24 protein-coding genes are annotated in these 20558 nt (G+C 44.2%); 9 read left to right on the top strand and 15 right to left on the bottom strand.

All coding sequences use genetic code 11. The features are described from left to right. Positions 1-3 precede the first annotated feature (3 nt). The 5 genes from RM347_RS16410 to RM347_RS16390 all read right to left on the bottom strand — a co-directional run bounded on the left by RM347_RS16410 (position 4) and on the right by RM347_RS16390 (position 2878). Positions 4-162 carry a hypothetical protein gene (locus RM347_RS16410; protein WP_428850566.1) on the bottom strand — a complete coding sequence of 53 codons (159 nt, stop codon included), beginning with the start codon at positions 160-162 and terminating at the stop codon, positions 4-6. Then, positions 149-304 (bottom strand): hypothetical protein, encoded by a 156-nt coding sequence (locus RM347_RS16405; protein WP_428850565.1) that lies wholly within the window; start codon positions 302-304, stop codon positions 149-151. Before RM347_RS16405 ends, RM347_RS16410 begins: the two co-directional genes overlap by 14 nt. A 27-nt stretch (positions 305-331) precedes the next feature. After that, complete coding sequence (locus RM347_RS16400) at positions 332-1390, bottom strand: NAD(P)-dependent alcohol dehydrogenase (protein ID WP_322716109.1); 1059 nt, start codon at positions 1388-1390, stop codon at positions 332-334. 220 nt (positions 1391-1610) lie between these two features. Beyond that, positions 1611-2387, bottom strand: a complete 777-nt coding sequence (locus tag RM347_RS16395; RefSeq protein WP_322716108.1) for an SDR family oxidoreductase — start codon at positions 2385-2387, stop codon at positions 1611-1613. Between the two features lie 119 nt (positions 2388-2506). Continuing rightward, entirely contained in the window at positions 2507-2878 is a 372-nt protein-coding gene (locus RM347_RS16390; RefSeq protein ID WP_428850569.1) for a (R)-mandelonitrile lyase, read from the bottom strand. Between the two features lie 317 nt (positions 2879-3195). On the opposite strand from RM347_RS16390, the gene RM347_RS16385 reads away from it, so the two are divergent. Beyond that, positions 3196-4224 carry an AraC family transcriptional regulator gene (locus RM347_RS16385; protein ID WP_322716106.1) on the top strand — a complete coding sequence of 343 codons (1029 nt, stop codon included), beginning with the start codon at positions 3196-3198 and terminating at the stop codon, positions 4222-4224. Between the two features lie 210 nt (positions 4225-4434). On the opposite strand, the gene recF is transcribed toward RM347_RS16385, so the two are convergent. The 3 genes from recF to RM347_RS16370 all read right to left on the bottom strand — a co-directional run bounded on the left by recF (position 4435) and on the right by RM347_RS16370 (position 8864). Then, positions 4435-5574 (bottom strand): DNA replication/repair protein RecF, encoded by a 1140-nt coding sequence (gene recF, locus RM347_RS16380; RefSeq protein WP_322716105.1) that lies wholly within the window; start codon positions 5572-5574, stop codon positions 4435-4437. A gap of 125 nt (positions 5575-5699) precedes the next feature. Beyond that, on the bottom strand, positions 5700-8558 hold the full coding sequence (locus tag RM347_RS16375; protein ID WP_322716214.1) for a cation-translocating P-type ATPase: 2859 nt from the start codon (positions 8556-8558) through the stop codon (positions 5700-5702). 153 nt (positions 8559-8711) lie between these two features. Next, a complete protein-coding gene (locus tag RM347_RS16370; protein WP_428850564.1) occupies positions 8712-8864 on the bottom strand; it encodes a hypothetical protein in 153 nt (50 codons plus the stop codon). Between the two features lie 174 nt (positions 8865-9038). Here RM347_RS16370 and RM347_RS16365 point away from each other — a divergent pair, with 174 nt between their 5' ends. Both RM347_RS16365 and RM347_RS16360 read left to right on the top strand, forming a co-directional pair. Further along, entirely contained in the window at positions 9039-10706 is a 1668-nt protein-coding gene (locus RM347_RS16365; protein WP_322716104.1) for a transglutaminase family protein, read from the top strand. Between the two features lie 599 nt (positions 10707-11305). Continuing rightward, entirely contained in the window at positions 11306-11797 is a 492-nt protein-coding gene (locus tag RM347_RS16360; protein WP_322716103.1) for a hypothetical protein, read from the top strand. A gap of 60 nt (positions 11798-11857) precedes the next feature. Here RM347_RS16360 and RM347_RS16355 read toward each other — a convergent pair whose 3' ends face one another. From RM347_RS16355 to RM347_RS16345, 3 genes are all read right to left on the bottom strand, one after another. Continuing rightward, on the bottom strand, positions 11858-12160 hold the full coding sequence (locus RM347_RS16355; protein ID WP_322716102.1) for a hypothetical protein: 303 nt from the start codon (positions 12158-12160) through the stop codon (positions 11858-11860). Between the two features lie 64 nt (positions 12161-12224). Next, the gene (locus tag RM347_RS16350) at positions 12225-12896 is read right to left on the bottom strand and encodes a hypothetical protein (RefSeq protein WP_322716101.1); all 672 of its coding nucleotides are present in this window, start codon (positions 12894-12896) and stop codon (positions 12225-12227) included. A gap of 145 nt (positions 12897-13041) precedes the next feature. Further along, positions 13042-13896: a PD-(D/E)XK nuclease family protein gene (locus RM347_RS16345; RefSeq protein ID WP_322716100.1), complete on the bottom strand. Its 855-nt coding sequence runs from the start codon at positions 13894-13896 to the stop codon at positions 13042-13044. A gap of 146 nt (positions 13897-14042) precedes the next feature. On the opposite strand from RM347_RS16345, the gene RM347_RS16340 reads away from it, so the two are divergent. The 4 genes from RM347_RS16340 to RM347_RS16325 all read left to right on the top strand — a co-directional run bounded on the left by RM347_RS16340 (position 14043) and on the right by RM347_RS16325 (position 16474). Next, positions 14043-15467, top strand: a complete 1425-nt coding sequence (locus tag RM347_RS16340; RefSeq protein WP_322716099.1) for a phosphoglucomutase/phosphomannomutase family protein — start codon at positions 14043-14045, stop codon at positions 15465-15467. 72 nt (positions 15468-15539) lie between these two features. Further along, positions 15540-15815, top strand: a complete 276-nt coding sequence (locus RM347_RS16335; protein WP_322716098.1) for a LapA family protein — start codon at positions 15540-15542, stop codon at positions 15813-15815. 12 nt (positions 15816-15827) lie between these two features. Further along, on the top strand, positions 15828-16034 hold the full coding sequence (locus RM347_RS16330) for a DUF433 domain-containing protein (RefSeq protein WP_322716097.1): 207 nt from the start codon (positions 15828-15830) through the stop codon (positions 16032-16034). Beyond that, on the top strand, positions 16031-16474 hold the full coding sequence (locus RM347_RS16325; RefSeq protein ID WP_322716096.1) for a DUF29 domain-containing protein: 444 nt from the start codon (positions 16031-16033) through the stop codon (positions 16472-16474). Before RM347_RS16330 ends, RM347_RS16325 begins: the two co-directional genes overlap by 4 nt. A gap of 45 nt (positions 16475-16519) precedes the next feature. On the opposite strand, the gene RM347_RS16320 is transcribed toward RM347_RS16325, so the two are convergent. Further along, entirely contained in the window at positions 16520-16762 is a 243-nt protein-coding gene (locus RM347_RS16320) for a CopG family ribbon-helix-helix protein (RefSeq protein WP_322716095.1), read from the bottom strand. A gap of 270 nt (positions 16763-17032) precedes the next feature. Continuing rightward, the gene (locus RM347_RS16315; RefSeq protein WP_322716094.1) at positions 17033-18076 is read right to left on the bottom strand and encodes a hypothetical protein; all 1044 of its coding nucleotides are present in this window, start codon (positions 18074-18076) and stop codon (positions 17033-17035) included. Positions 18077-18343: 267 nt separating this feature from the next. On the opposite strand from RM347_RS16315, the gene RM347_RS16310 reads away from it, so the two are divergent. Both RM347_RS16310 and RM347_RS16305 read left to right on the top strand, forming a co-directional pair. Continuing rightward, a complete protein-coding gene (locus RM347_RS16310; protein WP_114084373.1) occupies positions 18344-18544 on the top strand; it encodes a type II toxin-antitoxin system HicB family antitoxin in 201 nt (66 codons plus the stop codon). Further along, complete coding sequence (locus tag RM347_RS16305) at positions 18541-18750, top strand: type II toxin-antitoxin system HicA family toxin (protein ID WP_322716093.1); 210 nt, start codon at positions 18541-18543, stop codon at positions 18748-18750. Before RM347_RS16310 ends, RM347_RS16305 begins: the two co-directional genes overlap by 4 nt. Positions 18751-18787: 37 nt before the next feature. Here the strand turns inward: RM347_RS16305 and RM347_RS16300 are convergent, their stop codons facing one another. Together RM347_RS16300 and RM347_RS16295 are read right to left on the bottom strand one after the other, a co-directional pair. Further along, positions 18788-19498, bottom strand: coding sequence for a hypothetical protein (locus RM347_RS16300; protein WP_322716213.1), 711 nt, complete (start codon positions 19496-19498; stop codon positions 18788-18790). Between the two features lie 150 nt (positions 19499-19648). Beyond that, complete coding sequence (locus RM347_RS16295; protein ID WP_322716092.1) at positions 19649-20371, bottom strand: Uma2 family endonuclease; 723 nt, start codon at positions 20369-20371, stop codon at positions 19649-19651. Between the last annotated feature and the right edge of the window lie 187 nt (positions 20372-20558).

Below are 20558 nucleotides of genomic sequence, written 5' to 3'. Positions count from 1 at the left end.
CGTCTATAATCCCGTTCGCTTTTCCAACTCTTCTGGATAGCGATCGCCTTCCACTGTAATTTGCGCCAATGCCTCGTCGATGCTCTTCAATTCGTCCTGCGTCAGCTCAATGTCCGCTGCCACAATGTTTTTTTCCAGGCGGCTCAATTTAGTTGTGCCCATTCCCGGCACAATCCACGGCTTGGAGCAGGGAGATACTTTCTTGCTTGTCGAGGGTATGGCTGTAGGCATAGTTCAACCCCATGCAGCCCAGCCCAATAGCCGAGACTTCCAGATTACTGTTTCCAAGTTTGCGCTTTTGCATTGTTACTCCTTCGAGGTTCCACCTCGGTTATGCAGATTTAAGGGATGCCATATCAATACAGAAGCGGTATTTCACATCGGACTTGAGCAGTCGCTCGTAGGCTTCGTTGACCTTCTGGATAGGAATGACTTCGACATCGGCAGTGATGTTATGCTTGCCGCAAAAGTCGAGCATCTCTTGGGTTTCGGCAATGCCACCGATGTTTGAGCCAGAGAGATTGCGGCGGGCCATAATCAGGCTGAATGCCGAAACATCCAGGGGAATCGGGGAAGCGCCGACCAGGGTGAGATTGCCATCAAGGCGGAGTAGGTTGAGATAGGCGTTGATGTCGTGCTTGGCGGAAACGGTGTCGAGGATGAAATCGAAGCTGCCAGCGTGTTTGTGCATCTCTTCGGCATTGTGGGAGACGACCACTTCATTGGCACCCAGGCGGAGCGCGTCTTCCGTCTTGTCGGGTGAGGTGGTGAAGACGACAACGTGGGCACCAAAGGCACGGGCGAACTTCACGCCCATGTGTCCCAGCCCCCCAAGACCGACCACGCCAACTTTCTTGCCCTCAGTGACACCCCAGTGACGCATGGGTGAATAGGTTGTGATCCCAGCACAGAGGAGCGGTGCAGCCCCGGCAGGATCGAGGTTAGAAGGGACGCGCAGAACAAAGCGTTCATCAACGACAATGCTGTCGGAGTAGCCTCCATAAGTGACCCCTCCCAGGTGCTTATCTGGAGAGTTGAAGGTGAGGATCTGATTCGGGCAGAAATTTTCAAGGCCCGCTTTGCAATTAGGACAGATCCTATCCGAATCAACTAAACAACCGACTGCCGCAAGGTCGCCGGGCTTGTACTTGGTTACTGCCGAACCGACTTGGGTGACACGACCGACAATCTCATGACCGGGAACAATCGGGTAGACCGTGGGTATGAATTCGCTCCACTCGTTACGCACTGAATGGAGGTCGGAGTGGCAGATGCCACAGAAGAGGATTTCGATCTGCACGTCGTGTTCGGTCAGATCGCGCCGCTCGATTGTGTCGGAAGCGAGTGGTGCGGTCGCAGTGGCAGCAGAGTAAGCTTTGGCGTTGTACATAAATTGATGCTCCAATCTGGAAAATAAGCTGGTTTCCTTCTACTCGGTCTTGAATCTGTCTTGGTATTGTTCGTCGCTGACCTTTTTCATCCAGTCCACGGGCTTGCCGTCGAGTACCTCCTGAGTGGCGATATGAGTCATCGCCGTTGGCGGTGAAGGTGGCGATGGCGACAATGCTTTGTGTCGTGCGTTTAGGGTTTGATCGTGTTGGCGACGAACATCACTGCACCGTTTGGCCGCCATCGATGACCATAGCGTGCCCAACGACGAAGGCAGCCGCGTCCGAGCACAGCCAGACGACGGCCGCAGCGATCTCCTCAGGCTTGCCCATCCGTCCGACCGGCTCCTCCGCAATCACCTTCGCGCGCCCTTCGTCCGTGCCGCCGGTGAAACGACCCATCATCGGGGTGTCGATGTAGCCGGGACAGACGGCGTTGACGCGGATGTTCTGCGTGGCGTAGTCGAGGGCCGCCGCCTTGGTCAGTCCGATCACGCCATGTTTCGCGGCGGTGTACGCGGGGCTGCCCTTGATGCCGATGATTCCCGCGCCCGAGGACGTATTGACGATCGCGCCGCGTCCCTGCTTGAGGATCAGCGGGATCTCGTGCTTCATGCACAGGAAAACGCCGCGGAGGTTGATGTCGATAATCCGGTTCCACTCCTCATCCTCGTACTCCGCGGTCGGAGCTGCCTTCCTCGGCTCGATGCCCGCGTTGTTGAAGGCGAAGTCCAGCCGCCCGAAGGTCTCGATGGTCTTGGAAAGAGACGCCTTCACGTCCTCGGTTCGCGTCACATCGCACTTGACGGCGATCGCTTGTCCGCCCAGTTCTTCAATCATGCGTGCCGTTTCTTGATTGCTCGGTTCTGAAACATCAGCAACCACCACGCTGGCACCCTCACGGGCAAACGCCAGCGCCGTAGCTCGACCGATGCCGCTCGCTGCTCCGGTCACAAACGCAACCTTTCCTCTGTAGCTTTCATTCTCGTTTGTTGTCATTTTTTACTCCTTTGCGGGTTGCCCATTAGGGAAGTCTTGATTGGAATTTTCATAATCGATTGCCATGTCGTGGAGCCAAGGACGTAGATATCGACTCTGAGAAATCTCGGAGATAGAGGTCAATTGGGATACTGCTCATCGCTGACCTGTTCCATCCAGTCCACAGCCTTGTCAAGCTGTTCCTGAAGGGCGATGTGCGTCATCGCTGTCGTGGCTGTAGCGCCGTGCCAGTGTTTCACTCCCGGCGGAATTTGAACCACATCACCGGGTCTGATTTCCTGAATGGGTTTGTCCCATTGCTGGACATATCCAGATCCAGCCGTCACGATCAAGGTCTGTCCCAATGGGTGGGTGTGCCATGCTATCCGAGCACCAGGCTCGAACGTGACACTGGCACCAAGTGGCTGGATCGTGCGCCTCGAACAGGGGGTCAATGCGGACAGTGCCGATAAAATACTCAGCCGATCCTTTGGCGGAAGGTTGTGAGCCACTTCTTTTGATGTCCATTTCCTTAATTCCTTCACTTGATGCCATTTGGCTGGCCCAATCGTAGAGGTTGAGCACTTAGCGCTTGCTCTATCGGTAGGGATGGATTTTTTAAGAAGCAAGGTTAGCCTTGATGCCAATTTGGTTGTCAGTAGGCAAGTCTCTTGCCCAATCAAAACTGAGTTTTCTCTTGAATAAAAATCCAGAATGTTTACAAGAAGCTGAAATCATTTTTCATTGCTTTAGGTTCATTCTAAGAATTCTCAAGGGTAAGGAATAAAACGATCGTCTAAGATAGTTGTACAATCCTGCAAACTTAGAAATGAACGCTGCCAAAACGAGTGAAAAGTCCGATATCGATTTAATGAACGACCCGCAGGCAAAGCGCGAGGCAGACAGAGCGCAAGCCAACCGAGCCGAACTGACTGAGCGGATTGCCCAGGCAATTCGTCAGGATGGGACGATTGAGCCGCTGAAAGGATTGCACTTCAACCGCTCCTCCTCGCCTTCGGAATGTGTTCATAGTGTCTCTATCCCTGCCTTTTGTGCGATCGCTCAGGGCAGCAAAGAAGTTCTTCTGGGCAGCGATCGCTATCAGTACGACCCAATGCATTATCTGCTTGCTACGGTCGAACTGCCGATTGTTAGCCAAATTCTTGAAGCGTCCAAGGAGCAACCGTACCTTAGCCTTCGCCTCGATCTCAACCCCACCGTTGTCGGCTCGGTCATGGTCGAGGCCGGTCATACCTTACCGCGAAGCCATGCCGATGTGAGGGCTATCGATGTGAGTCCCTTGGACGCAAACCTGTTGGATGCAGTAGTGCGGCTCGTCAGGCTCCTAGATTCCCCTGGCGAAGCTCGATTCCTTGTACCGCTGATCGCAAGAGAAATTATCTATCGGCTCTTGATGGGAGAGCAAAGTGGTCGGCTGTGTCACATTGCTGTCCTGGGTGGCTACTCTCACCGCATCGCCCAGGCTGTCGAGCGGCTTCGTAAAGACTTTGACCAACCACTTCGCATTGAAAACATTGCACGAGAAATCGGAATGAGTGTATCAGGCTTCCACCATCACTTCAAGTCAGTTACCGCAATGAGTCCCTTGCAGTTCCAGAAGCAACTGCGACTCCAGGAGGCCCGTCGTCTTATGCTTGGTGAAGATATGGACGCTGCAAGTGCTGCATACCGAGTGGGTTACGATGATGCCTCACACTTCAACCGGGAGTATAAAAGACTCTTCGGTGCACCACCGATGCGCGACGTGGAACGGCTACGGGAAGTAATTAACCCATCCCTCGACAACAAAAACATCGCTTCTCTGACGACACATTCCCGCGTACGCTCGTTTTCTTGAATTGCCGTAGGATTTCGAGTGATTGGTACTAATGACTTTGGAACAAAATTTTAGTGATACCAATTTTATAACCTTGTTTTAGTGGCTTTTGCTCAATCGCTCGTAATGATGCACCTAGTGATGCAATTTCTATTTTCATCGACTATTTGATGTTGTTGAGGCATATCTCAACTGGCTGTAAATTTAAATTTATAACAAACAAAAACCAAGTTACTGTGGGATTATTTCTCCTGCTTTCACAAAAAGAATTTGGGAGGACTTCAACCATTGGGAATCAAAAGAACCCAAGTGAGTGGTAGTAATCAGAGTCTGAAAGCGGTCTTGAATGGCATCAAGCAATTGATTTTGGCGCGATAAATCTAGTTCGGCAAGAACATCATCAAGTAATAACAGCGGTGACTCTTTGACGACTTCTTCAATTAATTGTAATTCTGCTAATTTTAAGGCTAGAACCAGCGTTCGTTGTTGACCTTGAGAACCATATTGACGAGCAGGTGTCTGGTTAATAGTTAATTCTACTTCGTCGCGATGGGGGCCGACAAGGGTAGTACCTTGGTGCATTTCAGCGATCGCTCGCTGCTGAATTTTTGCTAAAAAAGCTTGCTGTACTTCTTCTGGATGGTTATCCTCTAAGGGAATATTAGGCACGTAATTGATTTGCAGAACTTCTGTACTGCCGCTGATACTGGCGTGCCAAGCACTAGCAATGGGAGCTAATCTTTGGATGGCGCGATCGCGTCGTCTAATTACCCTGGTTCCTGTGGTAGCTAACTGTGCATCCCACACCGCCAGTTCTGTTAGCGTAGCGGAGCGTAGTCCGTGCTGAGTGTCCAGTGCTGAGTCTTGAGTTTTTTTTAAAAAGGCATTGCGCTGGCGTAACACATGGTTATACTGCTGCAAAATGTGAGCATAAACTGGTTCGAGCTGAATTAAGAGTGTATCTAACCAGTTGCGGCGACCTTCCGGGCCGCCGCGTACTAGTTCTAAATCCAGGCTGGAAAATTGGACTGCATTGAGAACGCCGAGAAAATCCATTTGACGGCGGATAGATTCACCATTGAGAGCAACGCTACGGCGACCATTGCGCCGCAGGGTTAAGGTAAGTTCACTAACGCCTGTTTGTCGCTCAAGGGTGGCATTAATTTGGGCTGTGGCTTCCCCTTCTTGAACTAAATCGCGATCGCGGGTCATTCGGTGCGATCGCAATGTCGCCAGCAACTCCACCGCCTCCAACAAATTCGACTTTCCCTGAGCGTTATTACCTACCAAGATTGTTTTGGCAGCAGTAAAATCAACCTTTTGGTCTTGATAATTACGAAATTGTCGGAGGTTTAGAGTTTTCAGGTACATAGAGAAAAGTTAGGGGCAAAGAGTAGTTAGGAGTTAGGAGTTAGGAGTTAGGAATTGAAAACTCATATCTTATAACTCATAACAGACGCGATTAATCGCGTCTCTACTCATAACTACTCACTTTTTCAGACAGCCTTCTTGCCCATAATCCGCAAAAATATCTTCTCCGCTTCAATCCACACAAACATTAAGGCACTGAAGCCAATACAAACCCCTAATTCCTCTAGAGTTAGGTAGTGAGTACCAAAGAAATCTCGCAGGGGTGGGACGTAAATTAGCATCAACTGCAAAATCGTGGTGACGACAACAGCCGCTAGTACAAAGATATTGGAGAAGGGATTCATCTCGATGGTCAGTCGGTTGTTGGAGCGAATGGCGATCGCATGACCCATTTGGGCAATACACAAGGTAGTAAATACCATTGTTTTCCAAGCATCGCGATTACCCTGATACCCAGGGGCATGGGTATGCTGATAAGCCCACCACATCAAGGCAATGGTGATAATGGCAAATATTATCCCAATGCGAATCATGTAAGAACCCAATCCCCTGGCGAAAATACTTTCGCGGGGGCTAAAAGGTGGACGTTGCATCACATCCGGTTCTGGAGGTTCCACAGCTAATGCCAAAGCTGGTAAACCGTCTGTTACCAAGTTCATCCACAAAATTTGTAAGGGGGTAAGGGGAACGCCTCCCAAACCAATTAAGGGTGCGGCTGCAATTGTCAGAACTTCGCCAATATTACTGCCGAGGATGTATTTAATAAAGCGGCGGATATTGGTGTAAACAACTCTACCTTCTTTGGTGGCGCTGACAATAGTGGCGAAGTTGTCATCAAGTAATACCATGTCGCTGGCTTCTTTACTGACATCAGTGCCAGTAATACCCATTGCAATACCAATATCAGCTTGTTTGAGGGCTGGGGCATCGTTGACGCCATCACCTGTCATCGCTACAAATCTGCCCCGGCGTTGCAGTGCTTGGACAATTCGCAGTTTGTGTTCTGGGGAAACCCTGGCATAGATGCTCACTAAGTCAACATTTTGCTCTAATTCCTGGTCAGTCATCCGTTGCAATTCTTGACCTGTGAGCAAGCGATCGCCTTCTTGGGCAATTCCCAAATCAGTAGCGATCGCTCGTGCTGTTAATTGGTGGTCGCCAGTAATCATTACTGGGCGAATGCCTGCATCCCGACATTCTTGGACTGCTGCCCTCACCTCTGGGCGTGGCGCATCCAGCATTCCCACTAATCCCAGCCACACCAAGCCTTGCTCAGATGTCTCATCTGAACCTTCTGGTGGGATCTGTGCCAGGGGTTTGTAGGCAAAACCTAGCACCCGCAAGCCTTTACTCGCCATTTGGTCATTTTCTGCCAAAATTTTCTGGCGTTGTTCTTCAGTCAAGGGGGCTGAGTGATTGCCCAAATGAATTTGAGTGGAACGTGCCAAGGTTAACTCTGGAGAACCTTTGGTAAACATTAAATAAGGTTCAGATTGGAGAAAATTAGCGATCGCTGGGTCAACGCCTCTCGAAGACGCTTCACCTGTGGCGACTCCCTCCACCTGAGAAATCACGCTCATCCGCTTACGTTCCGAGGAAAAGGGAAATTCCGCAACGCGCGGTAACTTACTGTTCCACTGGTCTTTTTCGATTCCCGCTTTTCCCGCCAGGGTGACTAACGCCCCCTCTGTAGGATCTCCTAAAATTGCCCATTCACCTTGTTCTTTTTGCAACACTGAATCATTACAAACAGCACAGGCAACTGATAACGCTGAGATTTCTGGAGACTGCTCTAGAGAAATTTTTTGACCATCTAATTGGAAGTCCCCCGTGGGAGCATAACCTTCGCCAGTGACGCGAAAAGTTTTGTTATTGGTGGAAACCGATTGCACTACCATTTTATTTTGAGTCAGCGTGCCGGTTTTATCAGAACAGATGGTAGTTACAGAACCCAGTGTTTCTACTGCTGGCAATTTGCGAATTAAGGCATTCTGGCGCACCATTCGCTGGGTTCCCAGCGCCAAGGTGACGGTAATTACGGCTGGTAAACCTTCTGGTACCACAGCAACCGCCATACTCAAGGAAACTTCCAAGAGTTCTTGGATGTTTTTAAAACCTCCGTCTTTGATCACACCGCCAACGACGACGATCGCCACGAGAATCAAAGAACCCGTAACCAGGACATTACCTAGTTGAGTCATCCGTTGCTGTAAGGGCGTAGGCTCACTTTCCACCGACTGCAACATGGTGGCAATTTTGCCTAGTTCTGTAGTCATTCCGGTGTTAGTCACCAGAACCTTAGCCCGTCCTTGGATTACTTCGGTTCCTTGAAAAACTAAATTTAGGCGATCGCCTAAATCTGTTTCTTCTGGCAATTTTAATGTTGCCTGTTTATTCACAGATTGGGCTTCACCCGTCAGTGCTGACTCTCGCACTTGTAAATTCGACTGTTCTATTAAGCGTCCATCTGCGGCTATCTGCATCCCAGCTTCCAGCAGCATTACATCCCCTGGAACTAGTTCCTTGGCTGCTATCTCCACCAGTCTGGCGTCGCGAATAACCCGCACTAAGGGAGAGGTGAGTTTTTTCAAGGCTGCCAAGGCTTTTTCGGCACGGCTTTCTTGGACGTAGCCGAGTATGCCATTGAGGATGACAATCGCTAAGATAGCGATCGTATCTTTAAATGGCACTTCACCGGGCTTCAAACTGCCCGCCCGCAAAGCCATCAGGTCTAAAAACCCAGAAATCAGAGCCACGCCAATCAGCATCAACAACATAATGTTTTTGAACTGATCCAGCAGAATTTCCCAAGTACTACGGCCAGCAGTTTCTTCAAGTTCGTTGGGGCCGTATTTTTGTAATCTCTGTTGAATTTCTTGGGGTGTTAAGCCGCTGTCTGCATTACTATCGAGCAGGTCTAGCGCTTTATCAACTTCTAAACTATGCCAAACGGCGGCACCTTCAGGCAGAGAATTAGCAGACATCGTGTAGGTCACAGCAAATGGTTACAAAATTCGATCATAATTTAGTGATGGCAGGAATTCCATCTCCTAAAGTTACATTAAGGCTGTCGCCCAGTTGTATGAGTGTATATGTAATTCTTAACATTTGTAAATTTATACTTTTTTGAGATAGTGTTATTTCTCACGAAAGAGTTTTTCGGAACACATTATACCGATAATTGTGAGTAATAAAGCTTTGAAGCTTTGTTGCAGAGCGTATGCCACAATTAATTTTAGGCTGCCATTGCTTTCATTTACATCTAATTCAATAGCCAGGATGTATGGCACGATTGCATTTCTTAATTTTGAATTTTGCCCAAAGTTGAGCCAGTCTATTTCTGTATTTCGCCTTCAAGCGAACTGGCGTGCCAGGAGGGTTTCCTGATTTAGCAAACTTTTCCAGCTGAATTTTCAATTTTGAATTGCCCAGGCGTGCTAAACCATTCAAGAAATATGCTTAATATGAGTTTTGCACTCCCCACGACCGCAAGCCAGATGTTTGGGCAAAAAACAATTCGACCGCTGACTGCTGCTACCCTGTGTGGCATTACTTTCATTAAAGATAGACTGATTGCCATTGACAGTATTAAAGGGCATCTACTGGAGATTGATCCCACCTCTGACAACAGCAAAATTCTCAATCCCCATCAAGTTAAAGAATTTACCGATGTCACTGGTCTAGCTGCGTGGGAAGATACCCTGTGGGTGAGCCGAGAAAATAGTGTTTACTTGTGTAAGTTCAATGCTTTGGGTCTAGAACATTTTGTGACATTGCCTTATCCGGCTGACGGCGTTGCTGTTTGGGAAACAACAGTTTATGTCAGCTGCCAAAGGCTGGGCTACATTCTGATTTATGACCGCGAAACGCGAAAAGAGATTACCAGATTTTATGCCCCTGGAGTTGGGGTAGAGAATTTAGCAGTGACTCAGGAAATGCTATGGATTTGCGATCGCACCGAACAATCAGTTTACGCGATGGACAGAGCCACAGGAGAACTTCAATTCAGCGTTCTGACACCATTTGAATGTCCCACAGGCATAGCGATACATAAAAATGACGAAACAGGCAAAGAAAGTATTTACGTCGCCTACGCCTCAGAGGAGCCTTATATCCGGGACAACCCCAATGCCGATCCGAGTCATGAGCTAACCTTCCGCGATCGCACTTTCATTCACCCTCTGTATTATCATTACCAGCCAGATAAGCGCTATGCCCTCTCTAATGGCTATCTCATTGAAATGTCTTATGCAGAGGAAATTGCACCCTTAGACGAGGTTTATTTACCTGATGTCGAATGGCGCATTGCCCTACCATCAGAAACTGAGCGTCAAAAGGTGAAACACGTTGAACCAATTGGTATACCCTTTACCGAAGAAGTGATAGAAGGGCAACGTGTAGCAGTCTTTAAATTTGATTCTCTTACCCCAGGAGAACGGCATATATTTGGCTGGAAAGCACTTTTGGAAGTTCGCGGGATTAAGTATCGCATCACACCCAGAGATGTAGAAGATATACCTGAACTGTCCCCAGAATTACAAACACGCTACCTAGTGGATGACGACGATTTAGCAATGGATACTCCCATTGTTCGCCGCGCCGCCAGAGAAGCAATTGGTTCTGAAACCAATGTGCTGCGGAAAATGTACAGCATCCGCAACTATGTCTATGATGAGTTATCCTACGGTATTAAACCTTACATTGACACGCCAGATATAGTTTTAGAACGGGGCGTTGGTTCCTGTGGCGAATATGTCGGCGTTTTACTTGCCTTATGCCGTTTGAATGGCATCCCCTGCCGCACCGTAGGCAGGTACAAATGTCCTCCTCATAGTGACCTACAAGGAGTGCCGCTACAACCAGACTTTAATCATGTTTGGCTGGAATTCTACGTCCCGAATTTTGGCTGGTTACCAATGGAATCAAATCCTGACGATGTAGGTCAAGGTGGGCCTTATCCGACGCGCTTTTTTATGGGCTTATGCTGGTATCACATTGAAATTGGTAAAGGTATTACTTTTGAAACTGTGACAAGCCAAGGTGCGCGACTAACTAAAGAAGATATCCCCATCGGTGATTTGGCGATTAATCATATTCGATTCACAATTCTTAAAGAATTACCGGACTTTTGAATTAGGGTATTGGGCACTTGTACTGAGCGTATCGCTAAAGTGAAAGCTCCGCTAACGCGTAGCGTCTGGTAGAGAAGCCGTAAAGCCTGCGGCATAGCTACGCTTAGGGCGCAGCCTCTCGTAGAGAAGTATTATTGGGCATTGGGCATGGAGAAGAGGACTTAGGGACAAGGGGAAAAGACTTGTTGCAAGTTCTAACTTTTGTCCCCTTGTCTCCCCTGCCCCCTCTGCTCCCTTGCTTCTTCCCCGTCTCATTAAGCGATTACGCCAGATGGAGAAGCGGTGGAGTTGCAGGAGATGATACGGTTTTAAACTAGGGGACAACTCAATTTAAGGATTATACTGCGGGCTAATCAAAAAATTAGTCAAGTAATTTTCTTAAGTGTCTTAAATGATTTGCTTAACTGTCTTAACTGTCCTTGCCTTTTCACTTTGATGGTGAGAATATTTAAATGCATCTATAAAAATAGTAAGATATCAGCAATTTCTCGAGGGATTTAATGGGTCAACACTAATTAAAAACCTGGATAATAATTCTTGCATTTTATAGATAGCATTTGCCTAATAGTAAATTCTCAAAAAAATCAAAGAGGTAATTCATGAGCAATCTTAAAGAAGCAATACCTGCTTCAGAATTTATGAAAAAGAACTTAGGTATTTCAGAAGCTCCTACTGAAGCGTACCTTAACTACGGATATGCACTGCTCGCTATTGCTGGAGCTGATGGAGAGGTTTCAGAAGCCGAACTTAATTGGTTACTAAATCATCAGCGTATAGTTGGTGCTCCTGAAGAACTAATAGAAAAATACAAAACATTTGACTACAAAAATGCTGACTTAGAAAACCTGCTGAGTAAGATTACAGTTGATGTTTCTACTTGGTCGAAATCAAGGTCATTGTTGTATCATGCAATTCAAATGTCCCGTGCCGATAATAATTACTCAATCGAAGAGCAAAAAGCTGTAAAAAAAGCAGCTAAACTGCTGAAGGTTGAAGATGATATTGCGCTTGCTCTCAATAGGTTGATAGAAACAGAAGAAGCAGTAACTGCATTACGTAAGGCGCTACTACAAACAGAGGTTTTAGCTTAGAGATATTCCAGAGAGTAGGGTGTGTTATGCCGTAGGCTAACGCACCTTAATACTCTCTGCTTAACCACAATTTTCATCTAGTTCTAAACTCTTATTCCTATTCAAGTATTCTTCAAACAATTCAAAAAATTTCTGTAGTGCCTCATGCTCGTCTACAGAATAGAAAATAATTATTTTAGACCATGACTGACCTGAGTTAATTCCATATTTTTCTTCAACCCATGATTGAAAACCTTCAAATTCCCTTTCTGGCTCTGTTGGAGGTACGCCAACTTCTTTTCGAGCCAGACTGTATCCTCGCAAAAGCATATCTAGTTCAGTGATTGGACTAGTTCTTAAGTATATACCCAGCCTTTTCTTCATGCCCTTTAGAATCTCGTTGTAAATATCAAATTAATTGAACAGCCACATCACGCTTTTATTGAAGTCAATCTTTCCTATCATGAGGGGATGAATTATCTGGCAGTATATCAGCACGAACCACATCGCTAATCCATTCTCCCTGAATATTATTGTTATAATAATTTGCATAATCATCCCATGTCATGGTGTCGCCAGTTGAGTATTCATAAACGACTCCACGAGTTTGATTATTACCATCTCCATCATTTAAACGAATCCAAGTTACATAATCACCAGATGGAGGATAACCACCACCAAATTCAATACCTGGAGGTTGAGCTAAACTTCTAATTGCCCCTGGCGCAGGTCGCCAACTTCGAAAATGATGAGTTACAAATTTGTCAGGAGAACCAGACCTCCTGTAATGTACTGTTTGGTGAAATTTGTAATTATAAAGAACTGAAGATTGACCTTGTGGCCCACAAACCAAATTAAGTGGATAAAAAGAACAATATCTCTCCTTAGCTTTATTTGAAACCTGCTCATTTTGAGCTTTAGTTGTACTGCTAATTGTAGCCTTAGCAGTAGAAGCTAATTCCGAGCCAGCAGCGACACATTCAGCTTGAACAGCACAAGCGTCTAGAGACGACAGCAATGCATAAACAGGTTGAGGTAAAATCCCTTTAAAAATGAGAAGTAAAAGAAACGTCCAAATTCCTACTAATCTAAATACAGATTTATTTGTGGCTAATCGCACTAGTCTTAACTCCTTACAACCAAAGATAAAAATCGGTGTATTTGACATCTAGGTTGTCTGATAGGAGAAGAGAATCAGTCCAGTAAAAATACGAGTATTTAGTAGATTTTTTTGAAAATTGAACCAAGCTACATAGGTAAACCAATTAGCTATTAACTCTTAAACTGGGCAATGGATACGATTGATGCTGCTTAAAATCGGCAAACTCACAGATTGAGTTAAATGGGCAAAAACGGCAGTGAGAGCCAGGATTAGGAGGGAAAATTTTACTGAAATTACTAGTTTCTTCCTGATATTTTTGCAAATCGTGCTGGTGCTTGTGAGCAATATTCGCTAACTCAAATTTTAAGGATTCTAATTCACTATTGTTAATACTAATTAACTCAGATTTTTTACATATTTCTAAATTATAAAATGATGCAACAGCTTGTCTTCCAGGGTAAAGATAACGAGCAGCTAGCAAATAAACTAATGCCTGTCGTTTGTCAAAAGCTGATTTACCAGTTTTGAAATCTAAAATATGTAAAGTTCTATCAGACTCAATAAAAACGCAGTCCATAGCCGCGTATAAGCGAAAGCAATAGTCTTCTTGTTCAACTACTATCGGTTTAGGAAAGCCTTCATCACCCGGAGTTAATTGGATAATATCTTTATCCAAAAGCAACGGTGCATCGTGATATTTTTGCAAAATGTGTAGCACGCGTTGCTGGACTTGAACGCTTGAGTTGCCTAATTTAAGTAGCTGTGCAACTCTTTCTACACCATCTGCTTGCTTCAGCAGATGCCTGTGATGATGAAACTCATAAATGCCTTTTTGGGCGAGTATGCCAATCCGCTGGGGCGCGGTGGCTTGCCCTAAAAGAGCTTTGACTTGTGGTTCGTGTTGCCGCGCTTTGATAAACCCCCGTCTCATCTGGCAATGCCAGCGTTCTTGCCCGGTCGCTGGGGCAACTAGAGACCAAAGGTGATAACTGGCAAAAGGTCGATCGGGGGTTGACATTGCTCAGAAACAGTGAGAGAAAATACGGTGGGGAGAAGTTTTAGCTAAGGCTTCCTTAGAAAAGAACTTCGGGGGATACTTGCTGCTACACACGCTTTGCGGGAAGCTTTAATAGTACTGATAATGTACGGGAGCAAGCGGCAAAAATGCCCAGCAAGATAAAATTCGGTACCGATGGATGGCGAGGGATTATTGCCGATGACTTTACTTTCCCCAATGTGCGGAAAGTAACAAGAGCAATAGCCACTTACTTAGAAAAAGTCTACACAAAAGACAGACCAGTACTTATTGCCTACGATACTCGCTTTTTAGCTGACCAGTTTGCCCAAACAGCGGCCCAAGTACTGGCAGACTTGGGTTGGACTGTGAAAATTACTGATCGGGATTGCCCCACACCAGTAATTGCCTACAACGCCCGTTACCTAAATTCCGCTGGGGCGTTAATGTTTACTGCTAGCCATAATCCAGCACCCTACTGTGGAATTAAATATATACCCGATTATGCTGGGCCTGCCACTCCAGAGATTACTGATACTATTGTGGCAAATATAGAAAGTGCATCGGATGAGTTGCCTGGGAGCAACCCATCAGGTTCAATTTCAATTTTCGATCCGAAACCAGATTACCTGAAATTTATCTACACTCTACTTGATGTAGAAAAGATCAAAAGCGCTAATTTAAAGGTAAAGTACGATGCTTTGTATTCTACCTCTCGCGGCTATTTAGATGAAGTTTTGCAACATAGTGGCGTTCAGTTAGAAAGTTTCCACGATTGGAGGGATGTTTTATTTGGGGGTGGAATGCCAGAACCCAAAGGAGAACAATTAGTTGAGTTAGTGGAAGCAGTAGTCCGCGATCAAGCTGATTTGGGCTTGGCAACGGATGGAGATAGCGATCGCTTTGGTATCGTTGATGAACAAGGAACTGTCCTCACTCCTAATACTGTGCTGTTAGTTCTAGCACGTCATTTGATCAAAAACAAAGGTAAAACAGGCGCTATCGTCCGTACTGTGGCCACAACCCACCTGCTGGATAATTTCGCTGCTAAAAATGGGCTGCAAATTTACGAAACAGCAGTTGGTTTTAAATACATCGGCGAAAAAATGCGGGAAACTGCGGTGTTAATCGGTGGAGAGGAATCAGGTGGTTTGAGTATTATTGGGCATATTCCCGAAAAAGACGGGGTATTAGCCGATATGCTGGTGGCAGAAGCGATCGCCTATGAAGGCAAACCGCTGAGTCAACTTGTCAAAGAAGCGATCGCCGAAGCCGATGGCCCACTTTACAACAATCGCCTAGACTTGCACCTCACAGAGGCGCACAAAACCGCCGTCATCGACTCCTTTACTAAAAATCCACCTATAGAAGTAGCAGGAATTAAAGTCAAGGAAGTGGGGCGTAAGGACGGGATTAAGCTGTATTTAGAAGAAGGTAGCTGGGTTTTACTACGTCCTTCTGGTACAGAACCATTGGTACGCGTCTACCTAGAAACCAACACTCCCGAAAAACTCACCCAAATCGCCCAAGAGTTAGAGAGTGCCATTGCTAAACTAGAGGCAGTAGCAGTTTAATCAGTCAGAATTAGGAGTTAGGAGTTATAAGTTAAGAATTATTAACTCCTAACTCCTAACTTTTATCAAACTATGAAAATCGCTCCTTTTTTGACATCTCTAGTTTTAGCGGTTTGGGTAATTGCGATCGCAATCATTTCAGTCCAAAACGCCACACCCGTATCGTTAAAATTCTTAACATTCCAATCGATTCAAATACCAATGGGTTTAGTGCTAGCTTTTAGTGCCATTGTCGGGTTAATTGGCATGGCACTGCTGCAACCTCTGTGGGGACTTGCTGGTATTGGTCAGCGTAATTCTCGATTAGAAGACGATGCCGAATTTTTTGTTGATGATGAAGATTTTTGAGGCTTGATAGCTGTGCAGTATCAAAATATTATTACAATCGAACCAGGAAAACGAGGTGGTAAGCCTTGTATTCGAGGAATGCGAATTACTGTATACGATGTTTTATCTTATTTGGCCTCTGGCATGACCTACGAGGAAGTGCTTGATGACTTTCCTTATTTGACACAAGAAGATATTTTGGCTTGCCTAAGCTATGCAACCGATCAAGAACGGCTATGAGTGCAACTTATAAAGCAGATTTTAACTTGTGGATTGAACAGACAGCCCAACTATTGCGATCGCATCGCTGGCATGAAGTTGATGTAGAACATCTGATTGAAGAGGTTGAAGGCTTGGGCAAAAGTGAACGGCGGGCTATTGCCAGTCAACTAACTCGCTTACTTTTGCATTTGCTGAAGTGGCAATATCAACCCCAGCGTCGCTCAGATAGTTGGCTCGATTCCATCACTGATTCTCGCACACAAATTGAGTTAGCAATAGAAGATAGTTCTAGTCTTAAGAGTTATCCTACAGAGCAACTTGAGGAAAGTTATCAAAGGGCGCGTCGGCAAGCAGCCAAGCAAACGGGGATACAAATTTCCGTATTTCCAGAAGAGTGCCCATATTTTTTAGAGTTAGTGTTGGATGAAGACTGGCTACCGGAAGCAAGCGATATTTGATAAGTGTAATTGTGACTGTGTGGTATAAAGCGGACAACACGCCACTTAATATGCATTGGTGAGTCTTGCAAAAGTCGCTTTTACTTCATTATCATCGGCAAAGTCTCCAGTATCCGCTTCAGCAATCCCCTTTTGAATTTCCTCGGTTTGCCACTGATACCTCTCTAAATAAGCGGCTACTGCCTCATTAAGGATGTAGCTGCGATCGCAGTTGCAATGAATTGCGATCGCATCAAGTGCAGCCTTGCGATCGCTATCTATCTGAAACGTAATATTTTCTTTGCTCATCGTCTCAAAAAAGTTGTGTTGCAATATGTGGTAATGCAACATAATTTATAGTGGAGTGGCGATCGCTATTCTCTCACTTCAAAATACCACATCAGTATCATTAAAATTCTTAATATTCCAATTGGTTTAGATCCCAGCAGATTTAGTCTTAGCTATCCAGGGTATGAGGTGAAGTAAGCCTAATCATACAATACACTTTGATGACTAGGCTGATAGCTTTAGTGTTCGCTCTTCTTAAGGTTTACAATAGCATCCAAATATCGTTATATTTCAAATTATGCTATTGAGCAATTCTCGCTCTAATTTAATGTTTATTACTTCATCTAATCCCAATAAAAACCTGCGATCATCGTGGTTATCTTTAATACCTAATGCAACATTTTTCAGTTTACCTTCATAATCTAAAATTTTTGGTATGAACATTTCAACTAGGGATTTCACCAAAGGTATGAATATTTTAAGTTCATGAGCTACTGGAGCACAATAAGCTAATTTAGAAGCGACTTGAGTTGCTTCGTGAGTAAAGCCAGCTATATTATCGGTAGCTAAAAATTCATTCATTGCATCATTTAAAAACTTCAACTTTTTCATTGATTCAGAAATTTGCTGCCTTATTTTTAGCATCAAATCCTTAGTTAAATTAATTTTATCAATTCCTGTATTCACTTCTGATTCATACTCTCTTACCTGAATTAAAGCTTCCTCCTGCAAGCGAGTAAGTATAAAACCAGTAATTAATACTGCCGGACTCACCGCAATATTAGCAGATGCCAGTAGAGATAAAATTATCGTGCTTCCTGCAATTATCCTCATTGAAGATTTACTTAAACAATTCCTTGTAGAGTTGTTGGTTTGTTTGACAGATAAGTTGTGAGATATAATTTCTTCCACTGCTAATTTTACAGGATTTGTAAGATTAGTTAAGTAATAAGAGCTTTTCAATGAATCAACAGGATTAGTATCAATTATGAGAGACTGCTTAATTTCATTAAAAGTATTTTTACATTCCTGAATTTGCTGAATTGAAAGTTCACTGGGATGCAGATTTTTTATCTTGTCAATGTTCTTGTCAAAGAAAATAAAAATTTTTTCAGTATTGGATATGGTATCTTGTCGAAGTTGATTGTACTGTTCTATAAGATTCTTTGTAAAGATTAAATCTCCTTCCAACTCCCTAAAAGTTTCATCATAAAGACTTGAGATTTTTTTAAACTTCTCTTTTTCTGCGTCTATGTTGGAAATTGCCCTCACACCTGCAAATGCTCCTACAGAAGCACTAGCTAAAGCAATAGTGTCTAAGATAAGTAGAATCATAAGTACTCCTTGCAATTTGTATTTTTTTGCCCTTTTTCTAAGTGTTTAACCTAAAAATCAGGGATTGGTTATACATAGACTTCCCTAATTAAGCCAATTATCACCATTGAGGCAGTATAAATAAGCAATATTTATGAAACTGTGTTAAATGCAGGATCATCACTTATAACTATCAATTTATGTCTCACTTAGCATCGCAACTACTTGTACAATCGCACTCGGCTTGACGCTAGAATATTAGTCGCAATCTTGTGGAGATGATTGGTAATGAAAATTAAAGCAGTTATCTGGCAAGAAGACGGTGTGTGGTGTGCTTCTGTACCTGCACTACCCGGATGTCACACTTGGGGAGACAGCTATGAACATTTGTTAGAGATGCTGCAAGATGCAATTCAAGGTTGGTTGGAAGTTGCTAGCGAACGAGAAGAACTTGACCCGGAGAAACAGTTGGTTGAAATATCGCTATGAAAGCGGTTTCAGGTAAAGCACTTTGTAAAATTTTGGAACGGCAGGGTTGGGAATTGAAACGGATTACTGGCAGTCATCATATTTACGTAAAAGAAGGTATTGATGTAATCCTCTCCGTTCCGGTTCATAGTAATCGAGATTTACCGATTGGAACTTTGAAAAGCATTATGAAAGATGCTGGACTTACCGAAGAAGATTTGGACTAAAAGCGATCGCAATTATCCCAAGTTCACATAACAGCAGTTAAGTTGAGCAGTTTTGGGTTAGTTGTAGCTTCAGATAATCAATAAAGTCCAGAATTTCTGTATCAGTAAGTTGTAGACGCGATCGCTTGCCATATTTCTGCTGCAAATAATCCCTTCCCTGCTCTGGTGTCCAATTGAACTGGGCTAAATACGTGTCACTTTGAGATATCAAAACTGCATGAATTTCTGATGTCGTTGTATTCGCAGATACTTGTATTATCTCTTGATTTGAATTTTGAATTTTATTAATTTTTAAACTTACTTTTTGCCCTAAAGCTTGCCAGTCTAATTCCTTATGTCCATCCCAACTAACACCTATAGAGGGATAAGTTACTGGATCGTAAATATTACAGAATACTACTTTTTTATCTCCAGGACTAACGGCAATAGTAAGTGGATGACGCAGTTGTTCAAAAGTAAGAATATCTAAAGACAGCAATAAACCTTTACAAAAATAGGTATCACTTCCTGAACGGATAATATAGGGTTTGTCTGCCAAAACATTTAAATCTGTTCTGATAACTTCTCCGAATGTATTTTCAACCTTTTTATTAACTTCTATCCCTGTAATTACCCCAGTCAAGGCTCTTTCATAAACTGGAATGCGTCTTTCATCTTCAGCAAGCATATACCAACAGTGATCGGGTTCTTTGCTGACAAAAACATATTGAGGTCTTGGGACTGCTCCAAATCCTAATTTAACTTCCATATTTTTGATGAAGGTTTTGGTAAATATATTTATTGAGCAACTAGTCATGAAGATTTTTACCGTCAAGCTATTAGTTGCTTTACAGATATAATTTCCTAGCCAGGAAGCTAATTAACATTAAGGCAGCAAAAATTAGAAAATCTGGTAAATCTATAACAAAGTTTCTGGATCAACACCTAGCGCATTCAACCTTTCAACTAACATTTTCACCTGTTGTTCTGCTTCCACTCGTCGCTGTTCTTCAAAAGCTGTGCGTTCTTCCACTTCCCTAATGCGTTCTTCTGGTATCAGCAATCTTTGCCCTTCTTCGTCATACCAGTACAGCCACTCCCGCACTATACCTTGATAAATTCCTCGTTCTCGCCCAATTCCTAAACCAATTTCTGGCAGCCAAACGGGATTTCCTGACATTAAGATATATTCCCCATCGACTAAGCGATACACTTCCAAAGGTGACTTTTTACGCCGCAGGGGACTATACACAACGTAGTACAAAATTCCTAAATCTTTGGCATAAAATTCTTTCTTGATGCTATATTCTTCTCGATATATTTGGGAAACAACTTCTAGCGCTAAAATTGGCAGTTGCTTTTCTTCCCACAGCACATAACTTAGGCGTAAATCCTCATCAACGAAGCGTTTAACTCCTAAACTGAGAAATCCATCAGGGACAATAGCTGGTTTGTCTGGGTCATAATAAATACCCATATCAACACCAAAGAACCAATCCCAGCGATCGCACCAAACCAAAGCCAGTATCGTTTTTAGCAAGCCGGGAATTAAATTTTGGAGTTCATTATCCACAGCGGTATCATCTGAGTCGGGTAGTTCTTCGGAAGATGGCAAACAATGCAGCGGATTGTAGTTTAACATGAGCGGTTTTGCCAAATCTGATTCTAGATAGATTGTAGGTAATCTATTGATGTGCGATCGCATAGCAAAAATCAAAAACCATTTTTAGCGTAGGCGTAGCCCGTCTTAAACATCGCCTTCTTCTCAGTAATGAAATATTTACAAGTGTAAAATCCTTTCATTAGATTCGTGGTTTTTCGGTACTGAC

It is taken from the genome of Nostoc sp. ChiQUE02, assembly GCF_034531305.2.
In the GTDB taxonomy this organism is placed as follows: domain Bacteria; phylum Cyanobacteriota; class Cyanobacteriia; order Cyanobacteriales; family Nostocaceae; genus Nostoc.
Note: the sequence above shows the minus strand (reverse complement) of the source record. Positions and strands in the feature narration are given on the sequence as shown.